The following is an 18,489-nucleotide window of genomic DNA, read 5'->3' as shown; positions in this document are numbered from 1 at the left end:
CGGCCGGCGCCCCGCCCTTCACCTCCTCAGCTCCTCCGTTCCGGTACGGTCCGCGCGTCTGTCACGGGCTACTTGACGCCGACGTTCAGGTAGTCGTACATGCCGTAGGCCTCGGTGACGAACACGTTGGTCGCTTGGTCCGGGCGGTACAGGGGGTCCTTGCGGTACAGCAGGGGCACCAGAGGCGCCTGCGCCATCGCGGCCTTGTCGATGTCACCCCACGCCTTGGTGCGGGCCGCGGCGTCGGTGTTGCCGATGGCCGCGTCGAGCATCTTGTTGATATTTGGATCGTTGAGCTCGGACAGGTTGCTGTTGCCCGAGGCCTTGATGGCCGTGCCGTCGATGATCTGCTGGAGGAAGCCGTAGCCGTCCGGCCAGTCGGCGGCCCACGCCATCATCATCAGACCGAGACCGTGCGAGTGGACGAAGGCCGGAGCGCCGGCGCTGTCCGTGAAGTACTTGCCCGACGGGTACTGCTGGATGCCGACGTTGACCCCGATCTTCTTCAGCGAGGCCTGGACGGCCTGGGCGATCGCGATCTCGTTGGGCCGGTCGGACCGGGCGGAGAGGTTGGTGGAGAAGCCGCCCGGGTGGCCGCACTTGCCGAGCTCGTTCTTGGCCGCGGCGAGGCCCTCCGGCGAGTTCGCTCCCTTGTAGCCGGGGGTCTTGTACAGGTCGTACGTGACGTGGCCGGCCACTGTGGGCGGCAGGATCGTCGTGGCGATGTCACCGTGGATGTCGCCGCCGGTCGCGGTCTGCGCGGAGACCTTGTCGACCGCGTACTCCAGCGCCTTTCGGCAGTGCACATTGTCGAACGGCTTGACGGCGCTCGAGATCGCCACATAGGCGAGCGCGCCGCTCTGCGCGTCGTCGACGTGTCCCTTCTGGGTCGCATTGCTCAGGGCGGCGGCCTGACTCTGCGCCGCGATGCCGGCGCCTGCGATGTCGAGCGTCGCGTTACCGGCGATCAGATTCTGGTCGACCGTGGTCTGGGCGATGTTGAACTGGACGGTGATCTTGTCCGGGAGCTGCTTGCGGATCGAGTCGGAGGACGCTTTCCACTGCGGGTTCTTCACCAGCGTTGCCCCCTTGCCGTCCTGGTAGCTCTGGAACATGTACGAGCCGGACGAGATCACGTTCTTCACGTAGTCCGAGCCGGTGTCCTTGGCCTTGGGGACCGGCGCCGTCTGAGGACTGCTGACCAGGTAGTCGAAGTCCGCGAACGGCTGGTTGAGGTGGAAGACGAGGGTGGTGTCGTCAGGTGTCTCGATGGACTTCAGGTCGCCGGTCTTGTCCTTGTACGGCCCCTGGTACTTGGGGGTGTTGTCCACCAGATACGCGTTGAAGTACGTGGGCCCGTTGGACATCACCTCGGGCGCGTAGTTGCTGCGCTCGATGGCGTACTTGACGTCCTTGGTCGTGATCGGCGTGCCGTCGGAGAACTTCAGACCGGGACGGATGTGGTACGTCCAGGTCTTGCCGTTGTCGCTGGGCTTGCCGAGCTCCGCCGCGAGGTCCGGTACGAGTTTGAGACCAGCCTTGCCGGGGGCCGGCTGGTAGGTGGTCAGAGCCCGCGCGTAGACCCGCGAGAAGTTCCACATGAAGGCGTAGTAGGTGTTGCCGGGGTCCATCGAGTCCGGTGTGCTCGACAACTGGTACGCCGCTGTCCCGCCCTTGTGGTCGGAGGGATTGACCACGTCAGTGATGCCGGCGTTGTAGGCGGGGGCCTTGCCCGTCGTTCCGCCGCCGCCGCCGTTGCCGCCGCACCCGGACACGACCAGCGCCGCGACTGCGGCCCCCGCAAGAACGAAAGTGATCCTTGATCTCCTCATGACGATGTCCCCTCGCCTGAGACGGGAATCGGTACGCGCATCATTTGCTCCGCGGGTCCAGGGCGTCCCGGAGTCCGTCGCCGAGCAGGTTGAATGCCAGAACAGTGATGAAGATCGCCAGACCCGGGACGAGCATGAACCACGGATCGGCCTGGTAGAGGCTGATGGCCTGGTTGAGCATGCCGCCCCAGGACGCCTGCGGCGGCTGGATGCCGACGCCGAGGAAGCTCAGACCGGCCTCGAAGAGGATGTTCGTCGGGATCAGCAGCGTCGAGTAGACGATGATCGGCGCGACGAGGTTCGGCAGCAGTTGCTTGAACAGGATGTGCGGCCCCCGGGCGCCCAGGGTGCGTGCCGCGTCGATGAACTCGCGCTCGCGCAGCGAAAGCGTCTGGCCCCGAATGATGCGGCCCATATAGGGCCAGCTGAAGAAACCGATCACGAAGATCAGCACACTGATATGGAGCGTCAGCCCGTGGAGTCCGAAGGCACCGCCCTGCAGCGATGCGGACAGCGCGATCGCGAAGAGCAGCAGGGGGAATGCCAGGAATATGTCCATGAGGCGGCTGATCACGGTGTCGACCCAGCCCCCGTAGTAGCCGGCGGCCACGCCCAGCACCGTGCCGAGGGTCACCGACAGCAAAGTCGCGCCGAATGCGACTGCCAGCGACACCCACGCACCTTCGATGATCCGTGCGAGCAGGTCGCGGCCGAACTGCGGCTCGACGCCGAGGGGATGGTCCCAGCTGATCCCGCCCCAGGCCCCTTTGGGCCTGAGCTGCACCGGGTCGATCAGATTCTGGTGGAAGGCGTCCGGATCAAGCTTGAAGACGGATTCGATGACCTTGGCGAAGACTGCCAGCACCATCAGGCAGACAACGACGATGCCGCCCGCGACCGCGACCTTGTCTCGCTTGAACCGCATCCATGCGATCTGCCCGAGCGACCGGCCCTCGATCCCCTCGCCCATCCCGGACAGCACGGACTCCGGCTGCGCTTCGGCAGCTGAGCCGGTGACCTCTACGGGGGCCGTCATGGCCGTGCACCCCCTGTCCGGTGGTGACCGGTTCCGGAGCAGCCGTCACGGACGATGGCCCGGCGGGCCACGATCGCCCATCCAGCACCGGTCCGAAGGGTCGCCAGACCAAGGCGGGATCAGAACGACTCATTGTAAGTCTTTTCGGGTGGTAAGGGTAGAAATATGGGAGAATAGGGTAGTCGGCAGACCATGACGTCTCCGGTTCACTGCAGCCCAGAAGCGCAGCCTGCTGGACCTGGTCCGCGTCTACGTCGGCAACATGGACGACGGGCACGCCGACGTGAAGTTGAAGGAGGTGGAGGGGCACCTCGACGACACATACTTGGTCACGCGGCCCTTGACCCGGAAGTCACCGATCGTGTCAGGGGTGAAGGCCGGCAGTTGGAAGACATCGCCGCCGATCTGGTCAACGCCCTCTTCTTCGCCGCCACTCTGGCTGCCCGCACCGAGTACGCCCCTGCGGAAGTACGCGCTCAGGTCTTCATCTGGGTGGCGGCCTTGAAAATCACGTCGGGGTCCGCGGGCACCGCCCTCGCCGGTTCTCTCACGGGCTTCGACGTCCGTCTTCCCCTGCTCCTCGGCGCCGCCGGGATTTCGGCAGCTGCCCTGGCGGCGACGCTCGAGAAGCGGGCCGCCGAGAGCCTCGCAGGTTCACGCTGACCGAGCATGGCGGGCACATCCCGTGTGCCCGCCGAGCGAGTACATCCTGTCGTGACGGGCAGTCACAGGCGCGTGTACTTCGCCGGAGCCGGCGATGGCAGACCACACGGGAGTTGCTTGGACCACCCGAGCTCGCGGGACACACCAAGGCCGAAGTCGCTGCCGGTGTGGGCTTCCCCGATGACGTCCACTTCAACAGACTGTTCGCGGGCGAGTACGGAGTCCCCCAGGTCGCTACCGAGCCATCGCACTCGGATCCTGACCGACAGGTCCGAGCGGACCAGACCAAACGGTCGGCCATGCTCGTCGCACATGGCGGCCTCGCGGACAGCTTCGTAGCGCCACGGCTGGGCTCGCACATGGCCACGCAGGCGCCCGGCGTCCGCCGAAGCCCTGCCCCAACTCCTGCTGCTCTCGATGACTGGGGTCGGCTGTTGCGCACCGACCCCGGACTGCCCGTCGCCTACCTGGGGTCATCGGCGCCATCGGCGTGGGCGGGGCGGACGACACCACGGACGACCGCATCGCGCGGCAGGCTAGCGATTCCGTCGCGAAGATCGTCGACCGGGCCGGCGGCCGGGCCCCGGCAAAGGCCGGGGGTGCCCGGCCGAGCGCCCGCCGCCGCGGCGCGCGAGGCGTGCCGGAGGCCCTTTACTGGGACGCCGAGACCGCCCGGCTGCTGCCCTGGTTGCTCAAGGGCCGCACGCGCGGCCCGGTCTTCGTCACTCACCGCCCTTCTCGCGGGCCGCGCGACGCGCACCGGTCACGACGGCATCACCTTCGGTGGGCGTCTCAGAACATCGCACGGATGACCCCCACGGTGCGCTCCAGGTGCGGCTCGGAGCGGTCCGCGCGGTGGGCGACGGCCAGTTCCACGCGCGCGTCCGGTCCGGCCAGTGGTAGGTAGGTGACGCCGTCGAGCGTCAGTGCTGTCACGGGTTCGGGCACGACGGCGACGCCGAGGCCGCCGGCCACGAGTGTGACCAGTGTCGACGTCTCACCGACCTCGTGGCGGATGTGCGGCTCGACGCCCGCGTCGCGCAGAAGGCCCAGCACGACGTCGTACATCACCGACCGGCGGTCGGCGGAGTGCACGATCAGGTCGGCACCGGCCAGGTCCGCCACCCGCAGCCGTTTCCGGCGGGCGAGGGGGTGGTCGACCGGTACGGCGACGACGAGCCGGTCCCGGCGCAGCGTGTGCACGGTGAGGGAGAGGTCGGCCGCCGGGGGGCGCAGCAGCGCGACGTCGATCGCGCCGGTGCGCAGCGCCTCGACCTGGTCGGGCGCGAGCATCTCGCCACGGAAGGAGAAGTCGACGCCGGGAAGCTCCTCCGAGAGCCGCCGCGAGAGCGCGGGCAGGACGCTGTACGTCGCGGAGCCCACGCACCCGATCGCGAGGTGGCCCACCGAGCCGGCGGCGACGAGCCGTGCGTGCTGGCCGGCCTCGTCGATGTCGGCGAGGATCGCGCGTGCCCGCTCCAGGTAGGCCCGGCCGGCCTCGGTGAGGTCGACGCGGCGTGTGGTGCGGTGGAGCAGCTGTACGCCGAGCTCGGTTTCGAGCTGGCGGATCTGCTGGGACAGCGGTGGCTGGGCCATGTGGAGCCGCTCGGCGGCACGACCGAAGTGGCGCTCCTCGGCCACCGCCACGAAGTACCGCAGGTGACGCAGATCCATATGTCGTCCATATCAATCGGATGGGATATGCGTACTTCAGAATATCGCGGTCCGGGATTAGCGTCGCTGCCATGAGTGCCTTCCTCTACTCCGCCACACGCACGCCGTTCGGCCGCTTCAACGGCGCGCTGGCCGGCGTTCGCCCCGACGACCTCGCCGCCGCCGCGATCACCTCGACGCTCGCCAGGGTGCCGGGCCTCGACCCTGCCGCGATCGACGACGTGGTGTGGGGCAACGCCAACGGCGCCGGCGAGGACAACCGCAACGTCGGCCGCATGGCGGCGCTGCTCGCCGGGCTCCCGGTGAGCGTGCCCGGCACCACCGTCAACCGGCTGTGCGGCTCCAGCCTCGACGCGGCGATGGCGGCGAGCCGCACGATCGAGTCCGGCGACGCCGAGGTGGTGCTGACCGGCGGCGTGGAGTCCATGACACGTGCGCCGTGGGTGCTGCCCAAGTCGGCGAAGCCGTTCCCGGCCGGGGATGTCACCGCGGTCTCGACCACGCTCGGCTGGCGGCTGGTCAACCCGCGGATGCCGAAGGAGTGGACGGTCAGCCTCGGCGAGGCCAACGAGCAGCTCCAAGAGCGCTTCGGGATCTCCCGCGAACGGCAGGACGCCTTCGCCGCCCGCTCCCACCAACTCGCCCACGCGGCATGGGAGTCGGGCTTCTACGACGACCTGGTGGTGCCGGTCGAAGGCGTCGACCTGACCCGCGACGAGGGCATCCGGGCCGGATCCACACCGGAGGTCCTGGCCGGGCTGCGGCCGGTCTTCCGTACGGCGGAGCAGGGTGGCACCATCACCGCGGGCAACGCCAGCCCGCTCAACGACGGTGCCTCCGCGGTGCTGCTGGGCAGCGAGAAGGCCGCGGCCACGATCGGGGCCGATCCGATCGCCCGCATCGCCGGGCGCGGCGTGATGGCGCTGGAGCCGCAGGCGTTCGGCTACGCCCCCGTCGAGGCCGCCAACCGCGCGCTGGGCCGGGCCGGGATCGGCTGGGACCAGGTGGGCGCGGTCGAGCTCAACGAGGCCTTCGCCGTGCAGTCGCTCGCCTGCCTGGACGCGTGGAAGATCGACCCCGGCATCGTCAACCAGAAGGGCGGCGCCATCGCGATCGGGCATCCGCTGGGCGCCTCGGGCGGCCGCGTCCTCGCCACGCTGGCCAAGGTGCTGCGCGAGACGAGGCAGCGCTACGGCGTCGCCACGATCTGCATCGGCGTCGGTCAGGGCCTGGCCGTCGTACTCGAGAACTGCGCTGTCACGGAGTCGGGCCGATGAGCCGGGCGGAAATCCTCGAAAGCACCGACGCCGCGGTCGCCAGGATCGAGGACGGCTCCACCATCCTCGTCGGCGGCTTCGGCCTGGCCGGAATGCCGTTCGATCTGATCGACGCGCTCATCCGGCAGGGCGCGAAGGACCTCACGATCGTGTCCAACAACGCCGGAAACGGCGACGTCGGGCTGGCCGCGCTGCTGGCCGCCGGCCGGGTCCGCAAGGTGCTCTGCTCCTTTCCGCGCCAGGCCGACTCCTGGGTCTTCGACGGCCTCTACCGCGAGGGGAAGATCGAACTCGAAGTGGTACCGCAGGGCAACCTCGCCGAGCGGATGCGCGCGGCCGGTGCCGGCATCGGCGCGTTCTACTGCCCGACCGCGGTCGGCACACCGCTCGCCGAGGGCAAGGAGGAACGGGAGATCGACGGCCGTAAATACCTGCTGGAGTACCCCATCAAGGGCGACTACGCGCTGATCCGCGCGCACCTCGCGGACGCGATGGGCAACCTCGTCTACCGGAGAACGGCCCGCAACTTCGGACCGGTCATGGCCACGGCCGCGACGACCACGATCGTCCAGGTCGACGAGGTCGTCGAGCCCGGCAAGCTCGACCCCGAGGCCATCGTCACCCCGTCCATCTACGTCGACCGGGTCGTCCAAGTGGCGGTCCGCCACTACACCGTCCAGGGGGCACGATGACCACCAGGCCAAGCGAGCAGATGCGCGCCGACCACCGGCTCTCGATGGACGAACTGGCCGCCGTCATCGCACGCGACATTCCGTCCGGCGCCTTCGTCAACCTCGGCATCGGGCAGCCCACCAAGATCGCCGACCATCTGCCGGCCGGCTCCGGGGTGGTGCTGCACACCGAGAACGGCATGCTCAACATGGGCCCGAAGGCCGAGGGCGCCGCGATCGACCCCGACCTCACCAACGCCGGCAAGGTCCCGGTGACCGAGCTGCCGGGCGCGGCGTACTTCCACCACGCAGACTCCTTCGCCATGATGCGCGGCGGCCACCTCGACGTCTGCGTCCTGGGCGCGTACCAGGTCGCCTTCGACGGCGACCTCGCCAACTGGACCACCGGCAGGCCCGACGACATCCCCGCCGTCGGCGGCGCCATGGACCTGGCCATCGGCGCCAAGGACGTCTACGTGATGATGACGCTCTTCACCCGCTCCGGTGAGCCCAAGCTCGTGCCGCAGTGCACCTACCCGCTCACCGGCGTCGGCTGCGTCAGCCGCGTCTACACCGACCACGGCGTCTTCGACGTCGGCCCCGACGCCGTAAGGATCCGGGAGACGTACGGCGTCAGCGCCCCCGAACTCGCGGAACGACTCGGCATCACGCTGTCTTAACCGTGTGTCCTTGTTGACGTGGACGCTGACCCGTGATGAGGCCGTGCCCGTGGAGCTGGACCGATGGCGGCGGGGTCTCCCCTGCCTCCACCGACCACCGGTCCGGAGTCCTTCACCGCCGGACCAGGCGCCCCTTTCGCTCTGAGCGCGTCGGGCCCGGAGACTGTCACGTGCTCGGCTGGGAGAGCTCGATGTCGTGGCTCTGCACGCCCGAGCCATGCCCGTCAATCGCGTTGATCGCGCAGCATGGCAACCCAGGCACAGGCAGCTCCTCAAGAGGGCCTGCTGGAGGCAGCGGCCACGCTCACACCGAGACCGTGTCGGCAATCGGCGTCGCGGCGCTGTGCAAGGCGGCGGGGGTGTTGAAGCGTTCCATGTACCACTGGTTCCTGGCGAATGCGGTGGTGTGCGGCATCGTTGCGGCTCCCGTCGTTGGGTGATGGCGCCATCGTCCGGAAGGGCGTCACGGCGCCGCAATACCTCTTCCGCCTCACGGAAGCGGCTGGGGAAACTGCCTGTTCAGGGCGGGGGCTCGTCTGTGGGGTGAAATCAGGAGTGCGCTGAGCCGGCGACCTCGTTGAGCGGTTCCGCCGATGGTTTGCGTCAAGCTTCACCCTCCCGCTTTGCGGGTTATAGCAGCTTTGGCCATTTTGTATCGATTATTGCTCCGCAAACTGTCTGTACAGGAGCAGAAATTGCATCGTCGCAGATCAAGCATGTTCGTCGGCGCGTGAGAGGGCTTCGGGGGCGAATCCGGGTCGAATCTGCCCTCCTTTCGGCTCCCCAGTGTGTTGTCGCAGGTCGGACAGGCAGCGCGAAGGCTTGGGGGCAGGAATCGCGAGGAGGCTGCTGGATGAAAGGACGCAGGGAGACGGTCGTCGACTGGCTGTTCGCCTCCAGGTGACACCCATGGGACGCCAGCTCTGGCTTGCGGAAACCGGGCTGTTGGCGGGTGGTGACTCGGCCCACGAGTGGCCCGGTTGGGTTTTGGGTGGCGTGGCCAGGACGGTTCCTCGTCTGACTGCGTCCCCAGTCCTATGTCGGGGTTGGGCAGCCCGGGCGGAGAGTGAATTCGTCGTAGAGCAGAGCAGCGGACTCATAATCCGTCGGCCGTGGGTTCGAGTCCCACTCGCCCCACCTGTGCAGGCATGTGACCTGCGGAAACGTTCACTTTTGGGTGTCGGAGCGTCAACTGCCGCTCAAAGGACTGGATCCGCTGCTCGCGACTTCGGGGCGGGGCGGGACTTTTCTCCCGCGCCGAGCAGACATCGCGCTGACCTGCGGAAATGCTGATGATCAGGGCTTGTGCCGACGAGCCGGCAGCGCCTCCGCGGCTTCGATTTTTGATCCTGGGGACATGTTGGGGACGCGGGGTTTCGGAGGGGTCTGCTGATCACCGTCCGCGGGCCCTCTGTCCGGCCGCCCGGAAAGCTTCCGTGCGGGACTGCTGACCGGCCGCAACATCGAGGAACTCGATCGCGTCGGCACCGGAGCGTGGGGGCCTGGTGCACGTTGGGCGGAAACTGCCCAAACAGAAAACGGCCCGGTCTGTTCGATGAGCTGCTCGAGCGTGGCAGACGGTGACCCGGTAGCCGAGGAAGGGTCCGGCCTGGCTGAGGGCGGCGGCGAAGTCGACGGCGTCGACAGAAGATCAGAATCCGAGGCGGAGGGGTGTGGGTGTGGAGCAACGGCGGCGGGTCTGCCCAGTGGCAGTTCGCTCACGGCGGCGGCCGGGTGGGGCAGGGAAGTCGGGTCGACGCGTTGGATCAGGACATCGATCTCGCCAGACGGCTCCTTCCTTCCACCGGCCTCAGCCGCGCTCCTGCCGCTGTCCATCGGAGCAAGCGGCGTCGGCCGGGCCTTAGGGCTCGTAGCGAAACAAGTTATGAATCAGTCGCGCGGCGCGTACGTTTCCTGCTATGCCGATCGATATGGAGTCCCTGGCCCGGCGCTACGAGGCGATCCGGGATCACCTGACCGAGCGGCAGCGACGGTTGTGGCTCGGCAACGAGGCTCGTGAGCTGGGTGGCGGCGGTGCACGGATCGTCTGTGAGGCGACCGGGGTGTCCCAGGACACGATCCGACGGGGCCGCGGGGAACTGGACGATCCGCAGCCGCTGGCGGTCGGGCGGTCCCGGGGGCCGGGAGGCGGCCGCAGACGGGCCGAGGTCCTGGACCCGCAACTGGCCGTGGACCTGGATGCCCTGGTCGAGCCGGAGACTCGTGGTGATCCGATGAACCCGCTGCGCTGGACCACGAAATCGCTGTCGCACCTGGTTGCCGAGCTGGTCAATCGGGGACACCGGTGCACCGAGAACGTCGTGGCCCGACTGCTGCACGAGGCCGGCTACTCCTTGCAGGGCAACGCCAAAACCGTCGAGGGCAAGCAGCACCCCGACCGCGACGCCCAGTTCCGCTACCTCAACGATCAGGTCAGGGCGGCCCTCGCTGCCGGACAGCCCGTCGTGTCCGTGGACTGCAAGAAAAAGGAACTGATCGGGAACTTCAAGAACGTCGGCAAGGAATGGCGACCGCCTGGGGACCCGGTGAAGGTCAACGTCCACGACTTCCCCGGACCGGCCGGCAAAGCCATCCCCTACGGCGTCTACGACATCGGCGCCAACGCCGGCTGGGTCAGCGTCGGCATGGATCACGACACCGCCGCGTTCGCCGTGAACACCCTGCGGACCTGGTGGAACAACGTCGGCCGGGCCGCATATCCGCAGGCCACGACACTGACGATCACCGCGGACAGCGGCGGATCCAACGGCAGCCGACTACGGGCCTGGAAGACCGGGCTGGCTGCCCTCGCCGCCGAGACCGGCCTGTCGATCACCGTGCTGCACCTGCCGCCGGGTACTTCGAAGTGGAATCGCATAGAGCACCGGCTGTTCTCCGCAATCACCATGAACTGGCGCGGGACACCACTGACCAGCCACGAGGCCGCCGTTTCCCTGATCGGTGCGACGACGACCGAGACCGGCCTGACCGTGTCCGCGGCCCTGGACACCGGTGTCTACCCCACAGGCATCAAGATCAGCGACAAGGCCATGAAGGCCCTCCCGCTGACCCGTCACGAAACCCACGGCCAGTGGAACTACACCATCAGCCCACCCGCCGACACTCCCGAACCCGCAGACGTTAAATCACACTGAGCCCTTACTGACGTTCTGCTCGATGACGCGCCCTGCCAGGTCACGGCACTGTCGGCCCGTCAGTTTTCTGATCTCCGAGGTGAGGAGTCTGCGGCGCGGCGAGTCGGAGAGTCAGTACGTACGAGACCACCACCGCCACGATCACCAACGGCATGACGGTCAGTCCCGCGGAGCCAAGAAGCAGGGTGGCCAACAAGGCGCAGGTCATGGGCAGTTTGAGCATGGCAACGCTCAGCGCGCCCACGCCGAGGGCGAAGCCGGTGGTGGTGTCCAGGCCGGGAAGGTGGGACATGGCCAGTCCGCCCGCACCGCCGATGAACAGGGAGGGGAAGACCGGACCTCCGCGGAAGGCGCTGAGGGAGGCGCTGTAGGCGAGGGACTTGAAGACGACGAGGAGCAGCAGGGTGCCGAGGGAGTAGGTGGCGTGGTCGGCCAGGAGGGGGCCGATGGTGGTCTGACCGGAGAACAGCACGCCGGAGATCGGTTTGCCGGTGACGGTGGTGTAGAGCAGGGCGAGCAGTCCGACGAGTACGCCCATCGCCACGGTGAGGGGCAGCCTTCGCCGCTTGACGTGCGTCTCCAGGTGCTGGGCGGAGCGCCGGATGGCCTCGCCGAGGATCGCGGCGGCGAGGCCGGCGAGGATCGCCCAGCCGAACGCGGCGAGTGTCGGCCGGTCGGCGGGCGGCACCTGGTGCAGTGACAGGGAGTAGGTGCCAAGTCCGGTCCAGGAGTCCAGGCCGGTGAAGATCAGGGAGCCGACGCCTGCGGCGAGCAGGCCGGGCACCAGCACGACGCCGAGCATCGGACCGGCCAGGCCGGAGGCTTCCATGAGCAGGAACGCTGCGATCAGTGGGGAGCCGAGGAGTTCGCTGATCGCAGCGAAGCTGCCCGCTGCCGCGACGACGGCGAGGGTGGTGGGAGGGGCGTCGCGTTTCAGCATCCGGATCGCGCCTGCGGCCAGTCCGCCGCCGAGGGCGATGAGCGGGGCCTCCGGGCCGAGGACGGCACCGAGGCTGAGCGTGGCGATCGATGCGAGGGCGACGCCGGGAACCGATGTCACCGACGGGGTGTCGCCGGTCTTGAGCCCTTCGGCCGGCTCGTGTCCGCCCTTTCCGGGCAGATGGCGAATCGTGAGGGCGACCAGCACGCCGGCCACGGCGAGTAGGGGCACAGCCCACCAGTCCGGTGTTCCGCTGAAGCCGAGGCCCTTGGGCAGGTCCTCGTACAGCAGGGACTGGAGTTCGGAGACGAGGGCGAGGAACCCGTAGGCCACGCAGGAGATGGCGACGCCCAGTACGGCCGCGATCACCAGCAGGGAGATGTAGCTGCGGGTACGGACGATTTCGAGCGGGTTCTGCTGTGCGGTGGCGGGTCCGGCCGGCATACGTATCCACTCCTCGCAGACGGGACTGGGGTCACGGACTCGACATCCCCGTCAGGTGCTACCACGGGATGGCGAATCAGCCCGGCCTGCCGTGCTCGCGAGAGCTGCGAGTTCACAGCGTTCACTCGTTTGGCCAGTTCGATGTCAGGACGTGCTGCCGAACTCGGGGGGCAGCTCCGCGGACAGAGACGGCCCGGTCGGAGACCTCCGCCGTCACGCTGCCACGTCGGGACGTGGACGGTGCGCCCAGCGATCCCCTGGAAGAGGGTCAGGCTCCGACTGGGCCGTCCGTGGCTCCGAGAGGCGTCGGCATATGGCCTGTCAGATAGTGGACTGCGTAGAAACCTCCCTGATTGGACTCCTATGGACCGCTATCCCCCCATCGCCAACCACGGTCTGGTGGGCGACCTCCAGACCGCCGCCCTGGTGTCCTCGGAGGGCGTGGTGAACTGGTTCTGCTCGCCGAGGTTCGACTCGCCGAGTGTCTTCGCCTCGCTGCTCGATCACGACGGCGGCGGGTATTTCCGGCTGGCACCCGAGCACTCGGACGTGACGTGCAAGCAGCTCTACTACCCGGACACCGGTGTGCTGGTCACGAGGTTCATGTCCCCGGAGGGCGTCGGCGAGGTCATCGACTGGATGCCCGCGAACACCAGCCGGACCCCCACCGACCGCCACAGCCTGACGCGGGTGATCCGCGTGGTGCGCGGCACCGTCCGGTTCGTCCTGGAGTGCAGGCCGCGCTTCGACTACGGCCGGGCCGACCACGAGCTGGATCTACGGCCCCAGGGGGCGGTGTTCCGGGGGCCCGGGATCGCGGGTCACCTGCAGGCGTCCTTTCCGCTGGTACGGGACGGGCAGGACGTGAAAGGCGCGGTCACTCTCGGCATCGGGGAGTCGGCCGCCGCCGTGTTCACGACGTGCGCCGTCGACGGCGAGGCGCCACCTCCGCTCACGGTCGAAGGCGTGACGGAGGCGCTGTGGCGTGAGGTGGACTTCTGGCAGAAGTGGCTGCACACCTCCCACTACCGGGGGCGTTGGGCCGAGATGGTGAACCGCTCCGCCATCACGATCAAACTCCTCACCTACCACCCGACCGGCGCTCCCGTCGCCGCCGCCACCATGGGTCTGCCGGAGCAGGTCGGCGGTGAGCGCAACTGGGACTACCGGTACACGTGGGTGAGGGACGGATCGCTCTCCGTGCGCGCTCTGCTCGACCTCGGGTTCACCGAGGAGGCGTCGGCGTTCACCAAATGGCTGGGCGAGCGGATGCGCGACCGGGAGGACCTGCCCGGCGAGCGTCTGCAGATCATGTACCGGGTCGACGGGGACCCGCACCTGACCGAGGAGATCCTCGACCACTGGGAGGGCTACCGGGGATCAAGGCCCGTACGCGCCGGCAACGCCGCCGCGGACCAGTTGCAGCTCGACATCTACGGTGAGGCCATCTACGCGATGGCCGAGGGCATGGATGTCAGCGAGGAACTGGGCTTCCACGGCTGGAAGGGGCTCGCCCGAACGCTGGACTGGCTGTCCGACAACTGGGACCGTCCGGACGAGGGAGTCTGGGAGACGCGCGGGGGCCGCAGTGACTTCACGTTCAGCCGGGTGATGTGCTGGGTCGCCTTCGACCGGGGTCTGCGCCTGGCCACGGAACTCAGCCGGCCCGGCGACATCCCGCGCTGGCGCAACGCCCGCGACAGCATCCTCGAACAGGTGATGGACAAGGGCTGGAGCCAGTCCGAGCAGGCCCTGGTGCAGCACTACGGCGGAGACGTCCTGGACGCCTCCCTCCTGCTGATCCCGCGCGTGGGGTTTCTCGCCGCGAAGAGCCCCGGCTGGCTCTCCACCTTGGACGCCATGGAGCGCAAGCTCGTCTCGGACAGCCTCGTGTACCGCTACGACCCTGCCGCCTCCCCGGACGGCCTGCGCGGCTCGGAGGGCACCTTCAGCCTCTGCACCTACCTCTACGTCGACGCCCTGGCCCGCGCCGGGCGGATCCGTCCGGCCCGCTACACCTTCGAGAAGATGCATACCTACGCCAACCACGTCGGCCTGTTCGCCGAGGAGATCGGCCCCAGTGGTGAGCAACTGGGCAACTTCCCGCAGGCGTTCACCCACTTGTCGCTCATCATGGCGGCATCGACCCTGGACGAGGCCATCAACCGGCAGCGGCAACGTGGCTGAGCCGGAACCCGGGCAACCGGGTCCGGGCGCGCCCAACCCTGACAGCCGCCCGCAGAGCCGAGCCGCCTTCGACGCCCTGTACGCGCGCCTGCGACAGCAGGCGGACACCGCCGGGCCGGCGGCATCCGCCGACGGCCGCGGGGCGCTGTCCACCATCACACCGGCGCGGGTCCTCGCCGCGGCGGCCGAGGTCCTCTCCGGCCTGACGGTCTCCCTGTCGTCCCCGATCGAGACCGGCGTGGCTCCCGACAATCCGCGTCCGGCCGGCCACCGGCTCACCAGCGGCCCCGAGGCCGAAACCGCGGACAGAGAGCTGCACTTCGCCACCGACCACTTCTCCATGAACGTTCACGGCGACGCGGACAGCCACCTCGACGCTCTGTGTCACGTCGTCTTCGACGGCACGCTGCACGGCGGCGTCCCGGCGAGCACCGTGACGGCGGAGGGTGCCACGGCTCTGTCCGTCGACCTGGTTCGCAACGGAATCGTCGGCCGTGGCGTCCTGCTCGACATCCCGCGGCTGCGGGGCGTGCCGTGGCTGGAGCCGGGTGACCACGTCACCGCCGACGACCTCAGAGCCGCCGAGGCCGCCCAAGGCGTGCGGGTCGGGACCGGGGACATCCTCCTCGTGCGGGTCGGCCATCGCCGCAGGCGTGAGGAGGCAGGGCCGTGGGATGCCTCGCGCAGCCGGGCCGGCCTGCACCCGGATGCGATGGAGTTTCTAGCCGAGCGGCGGGTCGCCGTACTGGGCAGCGACGGGAACAACGACACGGCCCCCAGCCTCACCGAGGGCGTGGACTTCCCCGTGCACGTTCTGGGCATCCACGCCCTTGGGCTGCACTTCATGGACTACCTGCAATTCGAGGACCTGGTGCCGCTCTGCGAGGAGGCGGACCGCTGGTCGTTCCTCTGTGTCGTCGCACCCCTGCGGCTCCCAGCGGCTACCGGTTCCCCCGTCAACCCGATCGCCGTCCTCTGACCCACGAATGACCACGAACGACCCACGAACGACCCACGAACCGGCTGGTCCCGGCCTGCCCGCACCCATCCCCCCATGATCCGAGGCGGCCCATGGCAGCCACCGAGCACTACGACGTTATCGTCATCGGCACCGGAGCGGGCGGCGGCACGCTCGCCCACCGCCTCGCCCCTACCGGCAAGCGTGTCCTCATCCTCGAACGCGGCGGATATCTGCCTCGCGAGCGGGACGACTGGGAGTCCACCACGGTCTTCGTCAAGGGCAAATACCGCGCCCCGGAATTCCGGTACGACAGCACGGCGAGAAGTTCCCGCCCGAGGCCGACGCCCAGGTCGTCTGTGTCGACCCGGCCCTGGAGCACGACAACGTCACGATGATCACCGGGGCGGACGTTCGCAGGCTGGAGACCGGGCCGACCGGCCGCAGCGTCGACAAGGTGATCGCCGAACTCGCCGACGGGACGGTCGCGGAGTACTCGGCCGACATCGTGGTGGTGGCCTGCGGGGCCGTCAACTCTGCCGCTTTGTTGCTGCGTTCGGGGAACGACAGCCATCCGGACGGCTTGGCCAACAGCTCGGGCGTGGTGGGCGCCACTACATGCGGCACAACAACCTCGCGCTGATGGCGGTGTCGAAGGAGCCCAACGACACCCAGTTCCAGAAGACCCTCGCCCTGAACCGACTGGTATCTGGGCGCGGACGACTGGAACTACCCGCTGGGCGGAATCCAGATGCTCGGCAAGTCGGACTCCGACCAGATCCGGGGCGAGGCACCGCGGTGGGCCGGCATGGCCTCACCGGATCTTCCCTTCGAGGTGCTGGCCCATCACGCGGTGGACTTCTGGCTCTGCGGTGAGGATCTTCCCCACCCCGACAACCGGGTCACGCTCGACGCCGACGGTGACATCCACCTCGCCCTGGACGAGAAGAACAACACCGAAGGGCTGACGCGCCTTCGGCACAAACTCCAGAAGATGCTCGGCCACCTGGGCATGCACCCCCACCACCTGCTGCCGCACAGCCTCTACCTCACAAGGGCATGCCGATCGGCGCCACCGCCCACCAGGCGGACACCGTGCGCTTCGGCACCGACCCGAGGACCTCGGCCCTCGACGTCGACTACAAGGCCCACGACCTGGACAACCTCTACGTCGTCGACACCAGCTTCTTCCCGAGTATCGGCGCGGTGAACCCGTCGCTGACCGCCATCGCCAACGCACTCCGCGTCGGCGACCGCATCGCGGAACGCCTGAACTGACTCCGGACCCTCAGCGGGTGGCGTAATCCGCCGTCGGCGAGCCGCCGACACGTGCGCGGGTCGAGCGGCACGGTGGGGAAGGCCCCGAAGGTGTACTACGGGCCGGGCTCGCCGGACGGTGAGGCGTCGGGGGGCGCGTCCTGGCGGCTGCGTCCCCCGACGCCCTGGGGGTCGGCCGTCCGTGCGTCGGCGCGGCGGGGTGCGTCGGCGAACGCTCTTTCGACCGCGTCGTCGAGGAGGCCGAGTTCGGCGCGGAGAGCGGGCCCGCACTCGTCCGGCAGCGCCGCGAGGAGACCTTCGAGGAGGGCCCGGAGCCGTCGGCAGACCTGTACGGAGGTCGCGCCGTAGTCGCGGATCTCGGTGACGGCGAGCTCCAGGTAGTTCTCGCAGGGCCGGCCGGGCACCACGACGCGTGGCCGGCCACGCTCGTCGGCGAGCACGTAGTGACCGCGGGTTCCCGCGCGTCCGACGGCGTGCAGAACGCCTCGATGTGGTTCAGCACCTGGATGGCCGTGGTGGGGTCGTTGACCGCGGGCGAGAGGGCGCGGATGGCGATGTCGACCAGGATGCGCAGGGCGAAGGCCGGGTCCTGCTCGATGGTCCGCTCCGTGCCGAGGGCGAGGAGGCCGGTCACCCGGCGCGGGTCGGGCGCGGGCGCACCGCCGTGGATCTCGACGACGGTGCCACTGGGCGGGACGAAGTCGCCGACCGAGGCGGCCAGCACGAGCACGCAGTCGTGCCTGGCCGCGAGCGCGACCATGCCGGCAGCGTCGAACGCCTGGATGACGCCGCCGCGTTCCGACCGGATGCGGGCCACCGGGCCGCCCGCCGGTGGCACCCCGTAGGACGCCGCGCTGCTCCGTACGCGCGCCGCCGCGTGGTCGAGGACCTGTTCGCCCTGGCGTCCCACGATGTCGGCGATGGCCACCGGGCGCAGGTTGTGGGTGAAGCGGTTGAGGTAGATCAGCAGGAGCAGGAGGCTCACGGAGACGGCGATGCCGGCCAGGGTCACGCCGAGGTTGGGCACGGAGTCGGTCTCGATGCTCCGCAGCAGTGTGTAGGCGAACGAGAAGGTGCCGGTGAAGGTGGCCAGCACGGCCTTCTGCAACCGGTCGCGGTACCAGAGCCGCATGTACCGGGGTGAGAGGGTGCCGGTGGCCTGCTGGATGACGAGGACCCCGATGGTGACGACGAACCCGAGCAGCGCGATCATCGCGCCGACCACGGAGCTGAGGACACTGCTCGCCGTCGACGCGGAGTAGTCCCAGGTCTTCGGCAGCCAGGACGCGCCGTCCACGGCGGTCGCGGCCTCGGCGAGGGCGACGCCGAGCACGAGCCCGAAGAGGGGGACGATCCACAGACTCGCCTTGGCGTACTGCTGCAGCCGGAAGCGGGTGGCCCATGAAGTCATACGGAGCCCATCAGTACGGCGGTGTCGCCCGGCTGTGGTGTGATCCTCTGCGTGCCGGTGACCGGGACCAGCTGGCCGTCGGCCCGGACCACGAACAAGATGTCGCGGTCTGTCTCGGTGACCGGCACTCAGTTTGCCCTTCTGCGAAGTAGACCGGTGTGCGGTCCTACCGACCTACTGCTCTACCGGACCGGACCCCTGTAATCCCGAATCCCCGCGGCAGGAGGCCTTGCTCCATCGAGCCGACGCACGCCCCCACGGCACCGGCCGCGGTGAACACAGC

Annotated in this window: 12 protein-coding genes and 4 pseudogenes; 9 read left to right on the top strand and 7 right to left on the bottom strand. The window is 68.8% G+C overall.

Annotation, left to right across the window (positions count from 1 at the left end; all coding sequences use genetic code 11):
- Positions 1-68 precede the first annotated feature (68 nt).
- Positions 69-1,832 (bottom strand): ABC transporter substrate-binding protein, encoded by a 1,764-nt coding sequence (locus OG985_RS04395; RefSeq protein WP_371666874.1) that lies wholly within the window; start codon positions 1,830-1,832, stop codon positions 69-71.
- A gap of 40 nt (positions 1,833-1,872) precedes the next feature.
- Positions 1,873-2,868: an ABC transporter permease gene (locus tag OG985_RS04390; RefSeq protein WP_371666873.1), complete on the bottom strand. Its 996-nt coding sequence runs from the start codon at positions 2,866-2,868 to the stop codon at positions 1,873-1,875.
- 384 nt (positions 2,869-3,252) lie between these two features.
- On the opposite strand from OG985_RS04390, the gene OG985_RS04385 reads away from it, so the two are divergent.
- Positions 3,253-3,531 (top strand): hypothetical protein, encoded by a 279-nt coding sequence (locus tag OG985_RS04385; RefSeq protein ID WP_371666872.1) that lies wholly within the window; start codon positions 3,253-3,255, stop codon positions 3,529-3,531.
- A gap of 559 nt (positions 3,532-4,090) precedes the next feature.
- A pseudogene (locus OG985_RS04380) lies at positions 4,091-4,285 on the top strand (site-specific integrase); the annotation flags it as partial.
- 38 nt (positions 4,286-4,323) lie between these two features.
- On the opposite strand, the gene OG985_RS04375 reads toward OG985_RS04380, so the two are convergent.
- Positions 4,324-5,205, bottom strand: coding sequence for a LysR substrate-binding domain-containing protein (locus OG985_RS04375; RefSeq protein ID WP_371666871.1), 882 nt, complete (start codon positions 5,203-5,205; stop codon positions 4,324-4,326).
- 71 nt (positions 5,206-5,276) lie between these two features.
- Between OG985_RS04375 and OG985_RS04370 the strand changes: the two genes are divergently transcribed.
- The 4 genes and pseudogenes from OG985_RS04370 to OG985_RS04355 all read left to right on the top strand — a co-directional run.
- Positions 5,277-6,482 carry an acetyl-CoA C-acyltransferase gene (locus OG985_RS04370; RefSeq protein ID WP_371666870.1) on the top strand — a complete coding sequence of 402 codons (1,206 nt, stop codon included), beginning with the start codon at positions 5,277-5,279 and terminating at the stop codon, positions 6,480-6,482.
- Positions 6,479-7,174 carry a 3-oxoacid CoA-transferase subunit A gene (locus tag OG985_RS04365; RefSeq protein ID WP_371666869.1) on the top strand — a complete coding sequence of 232 codons (696 nt, stop codon included), beginning with the start codon at positions 6,479-6,481 and terminating at the stop codon, positions 7,172-7,174. The genes OG985_RS04370 and OG985_RS04365 overlap by 4 nt, the downstream gene beginning before the upstream one ends.
- The gene (locus tag OG985_RS04360) at positions 7,171-7,833 is read left to right on the top strand and encodes a 3-oxoacid CoA-transferase subunit B (protein WP_371666868.1); all 663 of its coding nucleotides are present in this window, start codon (positions 7,171-7,173) and stop codon (positions 7,831-7,833) included. The genes OG985_RS04365 and OG985_RS04360 overlap by 4 nt, the downstream gene beginning before the upstream one ends.
- Before the next feature lie 1,919 nt (positions 7,834-9,752).
- Positions 9,753-10,946: pseudogene (locus OG985_RS04355) on the top strand (ISAzo13 family transposase); the annotation flags it as partial.
- Between the two features lie 82 nt (positions 10,947-11,028).
- Here the strand turns inward: OG985_RS04355 and OG985_RS04350 are convergent.
- Positions 11,029-12,372: a chloride channel protein gene (locus tag OG985_RS04350; RefSeq protein ID WP_371666867.1), complete on the bottom strand. Its 1,344-nt coding sequence runs from the start codon at positions 12,370-12,372 to the stop codon at positions 11,029-11,031.
- A 363-nt stretch (positions 12,373-12,735) separates the two neighbouring features.
- Here OG985_RS04350 and OG985_RS04345 point away from each other — a divergent pair, with 363 nt between their 5' ends.
- The 3 genes and pseudogenes from OG985_RS04345 (at position 12,736) to OG985_RS04335 (ending at position 16,795) form a co-directional block, all read left to right on the top strand.
- The gene (locus OG985_RS04345; RefSeq protein WP_371666866.1) at positions 12,736-14,559 is read left to right on the top strand and encodes a glycoside hydrolase family 15 protein; all 1,824 of its coding nucleotides are present in this window, start codon (positions 12,736-12,738) and stop codon (positions 14,557-14,559) included.
- Positions 14,552-15,538, top strand: coding sequence for a cyclase family protein (locus OG985_RS04340; RefSeq protein WP_371666865.1), 987 nt, complete (start codon positions 14,552-14,554; stop codon positions 15,536-15,538). The genes OG985_RS04345 and OG985_RS04340 overlap by 8 nt, the downstream gene beginning before the upstream one ends.
- Positions 15,539-15,630: 92 nt before the next feature.
- Positions 15,631-16,795, top strand: a pseudogene (locus OG985_RS04335) (GMC oxidoreductase).
- A gap of 95 nt (positions 16,796-16,890) precedes the next feature.
- Here OG985_RS04335 and OG985_RS04330 read toward each other — a convergent pair.
- The 3 genes and pseudogenes from OG985_RS04330 to OG985_RS04320 form a co-directional block, all read right to left on the bottom strand.
- The gene (locus OG985_RS04330) at positions 16,891-17,199 is read right to left on the bottom strand and encodes a hypothetical protein (protein WP_371674257.1); all 309 of its coding nucleotides are present in this window, start codon (positions 17,197-17,199) and stop codon (positions 16,891-16,893) included.
- 125 nt (positions 17,200-17,324) lie between these two features.
- Positions 17,325-18,206: pseudogene (locus tag OG985_RS04325) on the bottom strand (DUF2254 family protein); the annotation flags it as partial.
- On the bottom strand, positions 18,203-18,334 hold the full coding sequence (locus tag OG985_RS04320; protein ID WP_371666864.1) for a hypothetical protein: 132 nt from the start codon (positions 18,332-18,334) through the stop codon (positions 18,203-18,205). The pseudogene OG985_RS04325 and the gene OG985_RS04320, both read right to left, overlap by 4 nt.
- Between the last annotated feature and the right edge of the window lie 155 nt (positions 18,335-18,489).

Origin of the sequence: Streptomyces sp. NBC_00289 (genome assembly GCF_041435115.1) — a bacterium.
Classification (GTDB): Bacteria; Actinomycetota; Actinomycetes; order Streptomycetales; family Streptomycetaceae; genus Streptomyces.
The sequence above is the reverse complement of the archived record's forward strand: the minus strand, read 5'-3'. Positions and strand labels throughout refer to the sequence as shown.